The 12,994-nt window shown below is 39.7% G+C and carries 14 protein-coding genes; 1 reads left to right on the top strand and 13 read right to left on the bottom strand.

Features of this window, described 5'->3' with window-relative positions:
• Positions 1-5: 5 nt before the first annotated feature.
• The 8 genes from yqfD to deoC all read right to left on the bottom strand — a co-directional run bounded on the left by yqfD (position 6) and on the right by deoC (position 6,015).
• Entirely contained in the window at positions 6-1,196 is a 1,191-nt protein-coding gene (gene yqfD, locus QUF49_RS07535) for a sporulation protein YqfD (RefSeq protein WP_289495082.1), read from the bottom strand.
• Positions 1,197-1,222: 26 nt separating this feature from the next.
• A complete protein-coding gene (yqfC, locus tag QUF49_RS07530) occupies positions 1,223-1,504 on the bottom strand; it encodes a sporulation protein YqfC (RefSeq protein ID WP_289495081.1) in 282 nt (93 codons plus the stop codon).
• 176 nt (positions 1,505-1,680) lie between these two features.
• Entirely contained in the window at positions 1,681-2,100 is a 420-nt protein-coding gene (locus QUF49_RS07525; protein WP_289495080.1) for a hypothetical protein, read from the bottom strand.
• A 2-nt stretch (positions 2,101-2,102) separates the two neighbouring features.
• Positions 2,103-3,113, bottom strand: a complete 1,011-nt coding sequence (floA, locus tag QUF49_RS07520) for a flotillin-like protein FloA (protein WP_289495079.1) — start codon at positions 3,111-3,113, stop codon at positions 2,103-2,105.
• Between the two features lie 15 nt (positions 3,114-3,128).
• The gene (locus QUF49_RS07515) at positions 3,129-4,430 is read right to left on the bottom strand and encodes an NfeD family protein (protein ID WP_425590493.1); all 1,302 of its coding nucleotides are present in this window, start codon (positions 4,428-4,430) and stop codon (positions 3,129-3,131) included.
• A gap of 127 nt (positions 4,431-4,557) precedes the next feature.
• Positions 4,558-5,001 carry a GatB/YqeY domain-containing protein gene (locus tag QUF49_RS07510; RefSeq protein ID WP_289495077.1) on the bottom strand — a complete coding sequence of 148 codons (444 nt, stop codon included), beginning with the start codon at positions 4,999-5,001 and terminating at the stop codon, positions 4,558-4,560.
• Positions 5,002-5,021: 20 nt separating this feature from the next.
• Positions 5,022-5,195, bottom strand: a complete 174-nt coding sequence (gene rpsU, locus QUF49_RS07505) for a 30S ribosomal protein S21 (RefSeq protein WP_066237650.1) — start codon at positions 5,193-5,195, stop codon at positions 5,022-5,024.
• Positions 5,196-5,340: 145 nt separating this feature from the next.
• Positions 5,341-6,015, bottom strand: a complete 675-nt coding sequence (deoC, locus tag QUF49_RS07500; protein WP_289495076.1) for a deoxyribose-phosphate aldolase — start codon at positions 6,013-6,015, stop codon at positions 5,341-5,343.
• A 269-nt stretch (positions 6,016-6,284) separates the two neighbouring features.
• Between deoC and QUF49_RS07495 the strand changes: the two genes are divergently transcribed.
• Positions 6,285-6,407: a hypothetical protein gene (locus QUF49_RS07495; RefSeq protein ID WP_289495075.1), complete on the top strand. Its 123-nt coding sequence runs from the start codon at positions 6,285-6,287 to the stop codon at positions 6,405-6,407.
• A 58-nt stretch (positions 6,408-6,465) separates the two neighbouring features.
• On the opposite strand, the gene mtaB is transcribed toward QUF49_RS07495, so the two are convergent.
• The 5 genes from mtaB to dnaK all read right to left on the bottom strand — a co-directional run bounded on the left by mtaB (position 6,466) and on the right by dnaK (position 12,989).
• A complete protein-coding gene (mtaB, locus tag QUF49_RS07490) occupies positions 6,466-7,818 on the bottom strand; it encodes a tRNA (N(6)-L-threonylcarbamoyladenosine(37)-C(2))-methylthiotransferase MtaB (RefSeq protein ID WP_289495074.1) in 1,353 nt (450 codons plus the stop codon).
• A gap of 5 nt (positions 7,819-7,823) precedes the next feature.
• Complete coding sequence (locus tag QUF49_RS07485) at positions 7,824-8,576, bottom strand: 16S rRNA (uracil(1498)-N(3))-methyltransferase (protein ID WP_289495073.1); 753 nt, start codon at positions 8,574-8,576, stop codon at positions 7,824-7,826.
• 20 nt (positions 8,577-8,596) lie between these two features.
• A complete protein-coding gene (gene prmA, locus QUF49_RS07480) occupies positions 8,597-9,538 on the bottom strand; it encodes a 50S ribosomal protein L11 methyltransferase (protein ID WP_289497602.1) in 942 nt (313 codons plus the stop codon).
• 333 nt (positions 9,539-9,871) lie between these two features.
• A complete protein-coding gene (gene dnaJ, locus QUF49_RS07475) occupies positions 9,872-10,984 on the bottom strand; it encodes a molecular chaperone DnaJ (RefSeq protein WP_289495072.1) in 1,113 nt (370 codons plus the stop codon).
• A 172-nt stretch (positions 10,985-11,156) separates the two neighbouring features.
• Complete coding sequence (dnaK, locus tag QUF49_RS07470) at positions 11,157-12,989, bottom strand: molecular chaperone DnaK (RefSeq protein WP_289495071.1); 1,833 nt, start codon at positions 12,987-12,989, stop codon at positions 11,157-11,159.
• Between the last annotated feature and the right edge of the window lie 5 nt (positions 12,990-12,994).

Here is a 12,994-nt window from a genome sequence, read left to right as displayed (position 1 = left end):
ACTACTCATTCTCCTTGTTGGATAGGTATAGGTTGTTCAGATGCAATATTTTCAATTACTTGGTAGAGCATCGTTAATTTAACTTTACCATTCGAGACGTTTTGTTGCCAAACTTTTTCACCTTTAATTTTTGCATCTTCAGGCAATTTCTTTCCTAATTCTTTCTTTGCCATCTTCTTACCAACTTCGATGGCTTCTGCTTTCGTGTAGGAGCGCTTGACTCCATCCGTTTCCCTGATTTCTTTTTTTATATAAGAAAAGGGCATCTTCCATTTCGCTAAGTAAAGAGGGCTTTCATTTAGTGTTTCCGTTTTGTCTTTAAATTCTCCATCAGAAAATCCGTATATCGGAAGATTTAAACCAAACAAGGATACATAATGTCTGTTTTTATATTCTCCTGTGTACGTTTGAAAAGAAGTATTTAAAGGAACTTCCACCTCTGTTTGATACCATACTTCTCCCCAGATCTTCCCTTTTGCACTTACGAGCTGTGGTTTTTTTTCTTTTCCTATAAGCCCAGAAACTAATAAGGACCCCTTCTTAACATAATCATTCACACCAACGATGGGTTGTCCTTTTTCAACGAATACAGAATGAATTACAGCTTCTTTCGTTGCGACAAGATGTCTTGGGCCGGTAATCGGTTTTGTTTCAGGTATCTCCTTTTCAACTACTTCCAAGCGATATGAGGTACCATGTTGAGTAACACCGATCCATGTGACATTGTCCATTTTTTCTGTTAATTCCCGCTGAATCTCTCTAACGTTAGGCAATAGAAAAATAAATTTCCCCTTCGTCACTCCTATTTCAACAGCGGCTTTTCTTAACTCATATTCAGTCTTAGGATTTGCCCCCGTAACATTTATATTCCAAATCATATTAGATAATAAAAAAAGCACAAAGATAAAAGAGGCCATCCCTAGGATAAAACCATTTCTTTTCCACATTCTATTCAATAGAAAAGGTGTACCCTTCTTTTCTTTTATTCTAATTCTTAATTTGTTTTCTTTTAGAATGACTTTTGCTTTTCTTACATCAGATAAGGATATGGAGACGAGTACGCGGCTATGATCAAGAGGCTGAATATCCCATATCTGTATTCCAGATTGTATGCAAGTATTTATAAAAGAGCTAGAATCTTGTCCAATAATTTCAACCCTTATATAGCCTTTTATGTGATTCCAATTGGTTTTCATCTTGTCCCTCCCTATTCATCAACACGTTATTCATTTTTAAAATCAACTGAAGATATCGTACCTTCAAGTAAGATTTCTTCCGATAAGATGGTTTTAATGACAAATTCACTTCCTTTAATAACGAGAGTCCCTTGTTTTAATTTGAGTGTAAGCTGTTCATTCGAAAAAGCTTTTACACCTCTGTGGTTTTCAATATATATGTGTAATTGTCCAATCATCGTGATTCGGGGTAAATCCATCACTACATCTGCTGGTAGTTCAAGGTTCTGCATCATCCATTTGTTTACTTGCTGCCGCAATTTTCCCATAAAAAAACCCCCTCTCTCCATTTTTATGAGAGCAGGGGGTAAACTATCACTATTTCATTGTTTCGTTTCGCTGTTTTCGCATGGCTGCGCTGAAAGTAATGATAAGAATAGAGAAAGCCAGTGGCAGCATTTCTTTAGAAAAAAACTAATGCAAAAGAGTCATTTGTTTAGATACTCTATCGCTTTTGCATAGCTTTAGGTTTAGAAAGAATTTCAGACCAGATAATCGCTTTTTGGAGTTCTTGCTGATCTACTTTAAAGCTGCTCAGAATTTCTTCTTCTTTATCTTGGTAACGGTTCGATCGATTATTAAAATCGGCACTTTTTTGACGTTTAGGCGTCTGCCTTTCGTATTTCTTGCCTCCAACCTCTGCAGCTTTACTTTCAGCGATTTCTTGATGTTCAACCTGTGCTGGACTGCCAAAAGGAGAGACGGTTTGTTTTGGTTGTTCCGCTGCACGTCTATCAGGCACAGGTCTCGAGGTATTCTGAGTTTCTTTCATCCTTTTAAAGAAGCTAAATATCCCACCTGCAACCAGAATAACAAAAAAGATATTCGCAAACAGCAGTTCAAGAATCGCTTCAAAGATGTTCATCTTTAAATCTTCCGTCCTTTATCATCGTTGTTCTCTTTATCTGTATTAGAGGACTTGCTGATGGATTCACGCATCGTTGTGTCTGCCATAATGTTCTTCATGTTCATATAATCCATAAAGCCCATGTTTCCTGATCTAAGCGCTTCTGCTAAAGCCATAGGAACCTCTGCTTCTGCTTCCACAACTTTTGCTCTCATCTCCTGAACTCTTGCCTTCATCTCTTGTTCATTAGCAACGGCCATGGCACGTCTCTCTTCGGCTTTTGCTTGAGCAATATTCTTATCAGCCATAGCTTGATCTGTTTGAAGTTCAGCCCCAATGTTTTTACCGATATCAATATCCGCAATATCAATGGATAGAATTTCGAAAGCTGTGCCTGCGTCCAGTCCTTTTGATAATACCGTTTGAGAAATTAAATCTGGATTTTCAAGAACTTTTTTATGCGTTTCAGATGAACCGATTGTACTTACGATCCCCTCACCAACACGGGCGATAATTGTTTCTTCTCCAGCTCCCCCTACAAGGCGGTCGATGTTTGCACGAACCGTGATTCTAGCTTTTGCTTTAACTTCAATTCCATCTAAAGCCACACCGGCAATGAAAGGAGTTTCTATTACTTTTGGGTTAACACTCATCTGAACGGCTTCAAGTACATCACGTCCTGCCAAGTCGATTGCTGCGGCTCTTTCAAAGCTCAGTTCTATATTTGCACGGTGTGCAGCAATTAATGCGTTAACGACGCGGTCTACGTTCCCTCCAGCCAGGTAATGACTCTCAAGCTGATTGGTACTCAAGCCTAATCCAGCTTTTACAGCTTTGATTAATGGGTTAACTACGCGATTCGGAATAACCCTTCTTAATCTCATCCCTACTAAAGTAAAGATTCCCACTCTAACACCTGCAGCTAATGCTGAGATCCATAGCATTACTGGGACAAAAGTAAATAATACTGCTAAACCAATAACAATGAGTCCGATAATTACAATACTTGCGATAGAACCGAATTCTAACATTCACACACACTCCATTCATTCATTATTTTCAACTGATCTGACAACGACACGTCCTCCACTAACTTTTACAATCTTTACTAGTTGACCTTTTTCAATATAAGAGCCTTCTGTAACAACATCGAGATATTCCTCATCAACCTTCACACTGCCTGATGGTCTCAATGGTGTAGCTGTTACACCTGTTCTGCCAGTTAGATCTATACGCTCTTGATGGGAGAGGTAACCTTTTTCAGAACTGGTTGAATCAAAAAGAACTAACCGTTTCAAAGGCCCATTGTATCCAAAAGATTTAATAAAAAAGTAAGACCCTATAATTGTTACAACAATTGCGATTGCAATCGCGATCAGAATTCCAGATAGCGAACCGCCAGCGAGTATCAACCCCGTTAACATTGCTGCCACCCCCAGTATGCCCATAATTCCTCCAGGCAGAAATAACTCCAATATGATCAGAACTAATCCGACACCAAACAATATAATGGCTTCCCAGCCAGCAAGACCTGCAATCATGTGGCCATAAAAAAACAACATTAATGATAGCGCTCCGATTGAGCCTGCAAGCCCGAATCCTGGTGTATATAGCTCTAAAACGAGGCCTAGGCTTCCTAATGAAAGTAAGATCGGTACAACTACTGGATTTGTAACGAACCGGGCTATCTTATCAGCAAATGTAGGATTGGATTCTAAAACTTTAGCATCTTCTAAGTTTAAGTACGATAAAAGCTCCTGCCTGTCTTGAGCAATTTTCTCAGCGTAACCAACCTTTAAAGCTTCACTAGCTGTTAACGTTAGCAAATCTCCTTTTTTTACATTCAAAGCTGATATCTCGATGTCTGGATCTACCATTGCTTCAGCATACAATGGATCTCTGTCATTCAGCTCGGCTGCTGCTAGCATTTCTGCCTTCCATGCAGATTCTGCTTTTTGACCTGCCGCATTACCTTGGCCATCGATAACAGCTGCTGATCCAATGGTAGTAGAAGGCTTCATGACAATTTGATCGGCATTAAGAGCTATATAAGCTCCTGCAGAAAAAGCATTCTTCACGACATAAGCCGTAATCGGAATCTCTGTTTCCCGCATGACTTTTGCTATATGTAATGCGGCGTCTACTCTGCCTCCTGGTGTGTAGATTTCAAGTACAATATGATCAGTACCATCTTCTTCTGCTTTTTTAATACTTCGTTCTAAAAAAGCTTCGAGACCTCTCTCAACCTCATGTTCAACTGGAATAAAAGTTACAGTCTTCCCTTTTCCAGCAGAGAAAACATGCTGTGTAGAAATCAAACCGTATATCCCCCATAAAAGACAAAGCATATATATGAATAAACGGGTTTTTTTCACAAGAACCCCCCCTTCATTTTTATTTTACGTTATTTTGTGGGAAAAGTTTCAAAAAATAAGAAAACGCTCTGTATAGTATACAGAGCGTTTGTCAATTCAATTATGATAATTGTTGCTGCACAATACGGTTAACGAGTCCGCCATCGGCTTTCCCTTTAACTTTCGGCATAAGAGCACCCATAACTTTACCCATATCAGCTTTTGAAGCAGCACCTGTTTCAGAAATCGTTTGAGCAACGATTTCTTGCAGTTCTTCTTCTGTAAGCTGTTTTGGTAAGTATGGCGTAAGAACAGCAATTTCATCTTGAAGACCAGCGACTAAATCATCGCGGCCAGCTTTTTCGAATTCTTGGAGGGAGTCTTTTCTTTGTTTCATTTCGCGTACAAGAACGGTAAGCTCTTCTTCCTCATTTAATTCGCGTCCTAGCTTGATGGCTTCATTTTGAAGTGATGCCTTAAGCATACGAATAACAGAAAGCTTTTGCTTGTTCTTGTCCTTCATCGCTTGTTTCATATCTTGATTTAAATCGTTAAGAAGACTCATATTTCTTACTTACACCCCGCTTAGAACTTACGCTTTCTTGCTGCCTCAGCCTTCTTCTTACGCTTTACGCTTGGCTTTTCATAATGCTTGCGCTTTTTAACTTCAGCCAATGTTCCATCTTTGGAAACGGATCTTTTAAAACGACGAAGAGCATCATCAATGGATTCATTCTTGCGAATACGTGTTTCTGCCATTTGTATTTCCCTCCCTCCAGACCACCCTTACATAAAGTAAAGATGCGTCACATATCTTTTGCCATTATAATATATCCTTGCAATACGGTCAACTTAATTTAAACAAGTTGGTCGGAGAGAGCAGGTAATTATTTAAAAACAGATATTAATAGTCTGAAGTGGATGTTCCGCCTTCAACAATTGCGATTCCTGCACTAGCACCAATACGAGTCGCACCAGCTTCGATCATAGCTAAAGCTGTTTCACGGTCACGTACAGCACCAGATGCTTTTACACCAATGTTTGGTCCAACTGTTTCACGCATTAACTTAACATCTTCAACAGTCGCTCCGCCAGTTGAAAATCCAGTAGATGTTTTAACGAAGTCAATACCAGCTTTTACAGCAATTTCACATGCTTTAACTTTTTCTTCATTCGTTAAAAGAGACGTTTCAATAATAATTTTAGTAAGTGCCTTGCCTTTAGCTGCTTCAACTACTGCACGAACATCTTGTTCAACTAGTTCATAGTTTCCATCTTTTAAAGCACCAATGTTAATAACCATATCAACTTCAGTAGCACCATTTTCAATCGCATTCTTTGTTTCAAATGCCTTTACTTCTGGTGTATTTGCACCTAATGGGAAACCAATTACCGTACAAACGGCAACATCTGAATCCTTTAATTGTTCAAATGCTGTATAAACCCAAGTCGGATTAACACATACAGAAAAGAAATTATATTTTTTAGCTTCTTCACAAAGAGTTAAGATCTCTTGCTTTGAAGTATCTGCTTTTAATGCTGTGTGGTCAATCATTCTTGCAACGTTTAAATTGCTCATTTCAACAAACCCTTTCTTAAATAAAAAATTAAACACCGTTAGTATCATATCAAATAATTCGACATAAATCGAGTTGCTTCAAATTTTAAATAATAATTCGGTGTTTTTGTAAACATTGTTTGTTTTTTCTCTTCATTAGCAAGCTGGAGCGGAAATTAGCTATTATCAAGAGCAACATTGTATGCGAAAACAACCTAAAAGGCTCTTTTCTAGAAGATTGTTGCTTTTAAACATCATTTTTCTTCTATGACAGTTGATTGGAGTGGAAGGTGGGAGACTCCTGCGGGACAGGCGGGCAGGTGAGACACTTAAAAGTAAAACGTTCGAATGTGGCTCACCGCCTGCCCCGCGGAAAGCGAGCACCTGGAACGGAAATCAACGTCTTTCAATAGCATCAAAGTTTACGAAAACAGCCACCTAAAAAAACACCCTGGCATGAACTCCAGGATGTTAGCTTGAAACAGCTTGCTTCAGGATTTCTTCCATTTCTTGTTTTACAAATACACCTTTATTATAAGGATACCCAGCTTCAGTAATTTTCACTTTCACTAATTTACCGATCATCTCTTCGCTGCCTTCAAATACAACTTTTAGATAATTTGGCGTATATCCTACAAATAAATTGCTTCCAGCTTCTTCTTTAAAAGCTTCTTCTGGAATAACTTCAACAACTGTATCTTCATAGTTCGAAGCATATTCTTTCGCTAATTGATCGGATAATGCGATCAGCTTGTGAACACGTTCATTCTTAACATCTTCTGGAACCTGATTCTCCATCTTAGCAGCTGGGGTACCGGTACGTTTCGAGTAAGGAAATACATGAAGTTCCATAAATTTATGGTTCTCAATGAATCGATACGTCTCCATAAACTCTTCTTCTGTCTCTCCTGGGAACCCAACTATAACATCCGATGTGATCGCCAGACCCGGAAGCGCCTCTTTCAAACGATCTAATCTTTCTCCAAACATTTCCATCGAATACTTTCTTCTCATTCTTTGCAGAACTGAATTAGAACCAGATTGAAGCGGTATGTGAAGATGGGGAACCACTTTGTCAGATCTGCCCATTACCTCAATCACTTCATCAGAAATCTGACTAGCCTCAATAGAAGAAATACGTATACGTTTAAGCCCCGAAATATTTTTATCTAAATCATCAAGCAGTTTTGCAAAAGAATAATCTTTCATATCCTCACCGTAACCTGCTGTATGGATTCCAGTAAGAACAATTTCTTTGTATCCTGCATCAACGAGCTGCTGTGCTTGAGAAAGAACATCTTCTGGTTTTCGAGAACGAAGAAGACCTCTTGCCCAAGGAATAATACAAAATGTGCAGAAATTATTGCAGCCTTCTTGAATCTTTAATGATGCTCTTGTTCGATCAGTAAAAGCTGGCACATCTAATTCTTCATATACTCGTGCCTTCATAATGTTAGAGACACCATTAATCGGCATACGTTCCTCTTTGTATTGTTGGATATAGGAAAGCATTTTAGAACGATCTTGTGTACCTACAACAACATCTACGCCCGGGATAGCCATAATTTCGGCTGGTGAAGTCTGAGCATAGCAACCTGTAACACAAATAACCCCATCAGGATTTTTACGGATGGCTCTTCTGATTACTTGTCTGCTTTTTTTATCACCAGTGTTTGTAACTGTACATGTATTAATCACATAGACGTCTGCTGTATTGTCAAAATCAGCTCGTTCGTATCCTTCAGCTTGAAAAAGCTGCCAGATTGCTTCTGTTTCGTAATGATTTACTTTACAACCTAATGTATGAAATGCAACGGATGGCATATTAATCACCCCTTTAATTCAAAATGATAAGAAATGGCAGATAACATATATAATGGCGCTGTTTCTGTCCTTAAGATTCTGGGACCAAGCCCGCATAATACAAATCCGCGTTCACTAAGAGAAATCGCTTCTTTTTGACTGATTCCTCCCTCAGGTCCAATGACACAGAGGATGGAATCTCCCTTAGCTGCTGTTTTTAAAACAGAAGCAAAACGTGATGATTCGTGTTGTTTAGCTTCTTCTTCAAACGCAACGATTTTTATATTATACTGTTCTGCCATTTTAAGCAAATCAGAAAAAGAACCTGGCTTCAGAATCTCTGGAACCCTGCTTCTATGAGACTGTTCTGCAGCTTCTTTTGCAATTTTTTCTAAACGGTCTTGTTTCTTCAAAGCTTTTTTTTCATCCCATTTTACGACTGAACGCTCAGCTGTATATGGGAAAAAGGATACTGCTCCAAGTTCTGTGCCTTTTTGGACAATATACTCGAGCTTATCTCCCTTTGGAAGTCCCTGTGCAATGGTAACAAACACAGGCATCTCAGTTTCTGTCTCAACATCTTTAACTACTTGTACCTCAACTACGTTACCATCAAGCTCCACGATTTCACACAAAGAGGTACGACCGTTGTTATCCGAACAGATGATGTGATCTCCATCTTGCATTCTCATCACTTTTAAGATGTGTTTCGCATCTTCGCCTGTTATTAGCACGCGGTTATCTCTCCAGTTTTCTGACGGAACAAAGTACCTTTGCATGAAGCGCACTTCCTATCTTCTTATTTCTGATTTTGAGCAACGATCGCTACCCAATCTTCCATTTCTAAAACTTCTACGATGGTAAAGCCTTGTTGTTCTAACTTTTCTTTCACATCGCGTTTTTTACCTTGTATAATACCTGATGTAATAAAGTATCCGCCCGGCTTCAATACTTTTGCTGTATCTTCGACAAATAATAGAATGATTTCAGCCAAAAGGTTTCCTACAACAAGATCGACTGGACCATCAATGCCTTTTAAGAGATCATTCTGGTCTACATGGACTTTTGTATGAACCTTATTCAGCTTCACATTTAAACGGGCAGAGTTCACTGCTACTTCATCAAGGTCATAAGCTTCAACTTGTTTTGCACCTAACATAGCAGACGCGATACTTAAAACTCCTGATCCTGTTCCAACATCAGTAACAGAATCGCCTTCTTTGATATATTTTTCGATAGCCTGTAAGCTCATAACAGTTGTAGGGTGTGTTCCCGTACCAAAAGCCATCCCAGGATCTAATTCGATTATAAGTTCATCAGAATTTACAGGCTTGTAGTCTTCCCAAGTAGGGGTAATTGTAATTCTCTTTGAGATTTTTACCGGCTTATAATATTTTTTCCAAGCAGTTGCCCATTCTTCTTCATTCACTTCTGAAATAGATATCGTGTTTGCCCCAATATCAATATCGTACTTAACAAGATTCGTAATCGCTTGTTTGATCTCTTCGACCGTTTCACCTAAAAAACTATTTACAGGTAAGTACGCTTTTAAAATAACGCCTTCAGAAGGATAATCAGATGGATTCAGCTGATAGATTTCGCCAAATACGGATTGACGCTCTTTAGAGAGGTCATCAACATCCTCAATCACAACTCCGCTTGCTCCTGCCTCATGTAAAATATTCGATACTGGTTCAACAGCTTCCTGAGTAGTGTGGATGCTAATCTCTGACCATTTCATCATATCAACTCCGTTAGTTAGTTTGGCTTATAGATATTTTAAATAGACTGTTTTCGTAAAACTTTGTTGCTATTGAAAGTAGTTGATTTCCGCTCCAGGTGTTCGCTTTCCGCGGGGTGTGCGGTGAGCCTCCTAGCGCTCTGCGCTGTTAGGAGTCTCACCTGCCCCACTCATCCCGCAGGAGTCTCTCACCTTACGCTCCAATCAACTTGTCAATGATGAGAATAATACAAAGTAATACCTTAAGCAACTTTTAGAAAGAGCATTTAAATTAAAAAAGAACAATTAAATGCATCCGAGTAAGTTAATAAGTTACTCGAATGCTGAGTTTGTTTAGTCGCCTTTGAACGCGCGCTTTACTTTATCGAAAAATCCATCTTGTTGTTCATCTGGCAGGCTTCCGCTGATCTCTGAGAAGTCACGCAGCAGCTGTTTTTGTTTCTCGGTAAGATTTTTAGGTGTTATGACTTTTACTTGAATATGCTGGTCACCTTGACCTCTTCCATGAACGTTTTTCACACCTTTTCCTCTTAAGCGGAAATGAGTTCCTGTTTGTGTTCCTGCTGGAATCTTCAGCTTAACTTTCCCGTACAAGGTTGGGACTTCTATTTCATCTCCCAGAGCTGCTTGAGAAAACGTCAATGGCATCTCGCACAGGATATCATCTCCATCGCGCTCGAAGAACTCATGATCTGCTACTTGGAACACCACATAAAGATCACCTGCAGGTCCGCCGTTCACGCCTGGTTCTCCGTGTCCAGACATACGGATCTGCTGACCATTATCAACACCAGCAGGTACTTTAACTGAGATTTTCTTGTTTTTGCGTACTTTTCCTGCACCATGGCATGTATTACATTTTTCTTTAATAATCTTTCCTTTACCACTGCAATGGTTACATACTCTTCTGTTTACAATTCGGCCAAAAGGTGTATTTTGTTCAACATTCAGCTGGCCGCTGCCATTACAATGTGAGCACGTTTCCGGTTTTGTTCCAGGCTTTGCACCTGATCCGTGACAAGTAGCACACGACTCTTCTGTAGGAATCTGAATATCGGTTTCCTTTCCGAACACAGCTTCTTCAAAAGAAAGACGCAGTCCGTACTGAAGGTCATTACCTTGGCGAGGAGCATTTGGATTTCGTCTTCCTCCGCCACCACCGAAAAACATATCAAATATATCGCCAAAGCCGTCAAAACCAGCTCCGCCTCCACCGAATCCTTGATTTGGATCCGTATGGCCAAATTGATCATAGTGAGCTTTCTTTTGAGGGTCGCTCAGCGTTTCATATGCATCTTTTACTTCTTTAAATTTTGTTTCCGCATCTGCCTCTTTATTTACATCTGGGTGATACTTTCTGGCAAGTTTACGGTATGCTTTTTTCACCTCATCACCTGAGGCGTTCTTATCTAATCCAAGTACTTCGTAATAATCTCGTTTACTCATATAGGACACTCCCGATTTCTCACATAAAAGTTATCTTACCATTGAATACCACCTGACTCAAGACGAAAACTGCAAAGGTTTTGTTACGGTCTTAAGTCCGATGTTCTCATCGTCAACTCAGAAAAAAAGTCAAAGTCAAGATGACCTGACTTTGACTTTTATCTGCTAAAAATTACTTTTTATCGTCGTTTACTTCTTCATAATCAGCGTCAACGATGTTGTCATCATTCTTCGTTGATTGTCCTTCTGCATCGCCTTGTTGAGCTTGAGCTTGTTGAGCTGCTTGCTCATAAAGTTTAACAGAAAGCTGTTGAACGATTTCGCTCAATGCGTCCTTTTCTTTCTTAATCGCTTCAATATCGTCACCTTCAAGGGCCTTTTTCAAGCTCTCTTTAGCTTCTTCAGCTTTCTTCACTTCAGCTTCGTCTACTTTACCTTCAAGGTCTTTCAACGTTTTATCAACTGTGAATACAAGCTGATCCGCTTCATTTCTAGTGTCGATCTCTTCACGTTTCTTCTTATCCGCTTCAGCATTTTCTTCAGCGTCTTTTACCATGCGATCGATCTCTTCGTCAGAAAGTCCTGTAGAAGATTTAATCGTGATGGATTGCTCTTTATTCGTTCCTAGATCTTTTGCACGTACGTTTACAATCCCGTTCGCATCGATGTCAAAGCTTACTTCGATTTGAGGCACTCCACGCGGTGCTGGTGGGATTTCAGATAACTGGAATCTTCCAAGCGTTTTATTGTGCGCTGCCATCTCACGCTCTCCTTGAAGAACATGGATATCAACAGATGTTTGGTTGTCAACAGCCGTTGAAAATACTTGGGATTTTGAAGTTGGGATCGTAGTGTTACGATCGATCAATCTCGTAAATACTCCACCCATTGTTTCAATACCTAATGAAAGTGGTGTTACATCTAGAAGAACAACATCCTTTACATCACCAGCAAGCACTCCACCTTGAATAGCTGCACCTAGTGCTACAACTTCATCAGGGTTTACACCTTTATGAGGCTCTTTACCCGTGAACTTCTTGATCGCTTCTTGTACAGCAGGGATACGAGTAGATCCACCAACAAGAATTACTTTATCAAGATCAGAAGGTGACATTCCAGCATCTTGAAGTGCTCGGCGAGTAGGTCCCATAGTGCGCTCAACTAAGTCTGAAGAAAGATCTTCAAATTTTGCTCGAGATAAGTTTAACTCTAAGTGCTTAGGTCCAGAAGCGTCCGCAGTAATAAACGGCAATGAGATTTGAGTAGATGTTACACCAGAAAGATCTTTCTTCGCTTTCTCAGCTGCATCCTTCAAACGCTGAAGTGCCATCTTATCTTGAGAAAGATCAATACCGTTCTCTTTCTTGAATTCGCTAACTAAGTGGTCGATGATAACTTGGTCAAAATCATCTCCACCAAGCTTGTTATCTCCAGAAGTAGCTTTTACTTCAAAGAAACCATCGCCTAGTTCAAGGATTGATACGTCAAACGTACCACCACCAAGGTCAAATACTAGGATCGTTTGGTCTTCGTCTTTTTCAAGACCGTAAGCTAAAGCAGCTGCAGTAGGCTCGTTTACGATACGCTCAACTTGAAGTCCTGCGATTTGTCCAGCATCTTTAGTTGCTTGACGCTGTGCATCATTGAAATAAGCAGGCACTGTAATAACCGCTTTTTCAACCTTTTCTCCAAGGTAGTCTTCTGCGTGAGACTTTAATTTTTGCAAGATGATCGCGGAGATCTCTTGTGGAGTGTAATCTTTACCTTCAACCGTTTCTTTATGGTCAGTTCCCATATAACGTTTGATCGACATGATTGTATTCGGATTCGTTACAGCCTGACGCTTTGCAACTTCCCCAACTGAACGGTCTCCGTCTTTGAATGCTACTACTGATGGTGTTGTACGGTTTCCTTCCGGATTAGGAATTACAACCGCTTCTCCACCTTCCATAACAGCCACACAAGAGTTTGTTGTACCTAAGTCAATACCGATGATTTTACTCATGTTTT

This window comes from Fictibacillus sp. b24 (genome assembly GCF_030348825.1).
Classification (GTDB): Bacteria; Bacillota; Bacilli; order Bacillales; family Fictibacillaceae; genus Fictibacillus.
Note: the sequence above shows the minus strand (reverse complement) of the source record. Positions and strands in the feature narration are given on the sequence as shown.

What these genes read in the sequence shown, in the direction of transcription:
- QUF49_RS07515 (WP_425590493.1), bottom strand. Translation starts at nt 4,430, where the DNA reads ATGCTTTGTCTTTTATGGGGGATATACGGTTTGATTTCTACACAGCAT.
- QUF49_RS07510 (WP_289495077.1), bottom strand. Translation starts at nt 5,001, where the DNA reads ATGAGTCTTCTTAACGATTTAAATCAAGATATGAAACAAGCGATGAAG.
- QUF49_RS07485 (WP_289495073.1), bottom strand. Translation starts at nt 8,576, where the DNA reads ATGCAAAGGTACTTTGTTCCGTCAGAAAACTGGAGAGATAACCGCGTG.
- QUF49_RS07525 (WP_289495080.1), bottom strand. Translation starts at nt 2,100, where the DNA reads ATGAACATCTTTGAAGCGATTCTTGAACTGCTGTTTGCGAATATCTTT.
- yqfC (WP_289495081.1), bottom strand. Translation starts at nt 1,504, where the DNA reads ATGGGAAAATTGCGGCAGCAAGTAAACAAATGGATGATGCAGAACCTT.
- dnaJ (WP_289495072.1), bottom strand. Translation starts at nt 10,984, where the DNA reads ATGAGTAAACGAGATTATTACGAAGTACTTGGATTAGATAAGAACGCC.
- deoC (WP_289495076.1), bottom strand. Translation starts at nt 6,015, where the DNA reads ATGAGCAATTTAAACGTTGCAAGAATGATTGACCACACAGCATTAAAA.
- yqfD (WP_289495082.1), bottom strand. Translation starts at nt 1,196, where the DNA reads ATGAAAACCAATTGGAATCACATAAAAGGCTATATAAGGGTTGAAATT.
- rpsU (WP_066237650.1), bottom strand. Translation starts at nt 5,195, where the DNA reads ATGGCAGAAACACGTATTCGCAAGAATGAATCCATTGATGATGCTCTT.
- prmA (WP_289497602.1), bottom strand. Translation starts at nt 9,538, where the DNA reads ATGAAATGGTCAGAGATTAGCATCCACACTACTCAGGAAGCTGTTGAA.
- floA (WP_289495079.1), bottom strand. Translation starts at nt 3,113, where the DNA reads ATGTTAGAATTCGGTTCTATCGCAAGTATTGTAATTATCGGACTCATT.
- mtaB (WP_289495074.1), bottom strand. Translation starts at nt 7,818, where the DNA reads ATGCCATCCGTTGCATTTCATACATTAGGTTGTAAAGTAAATCATTAC.
- dnaK (WP_289495071.1), bottom strand. Translation starts at nt 12,989, where the DNA reads ATGAGTAAAATCATCGGTATTGACTTAGGTACAACAAACTCTTGTGTG.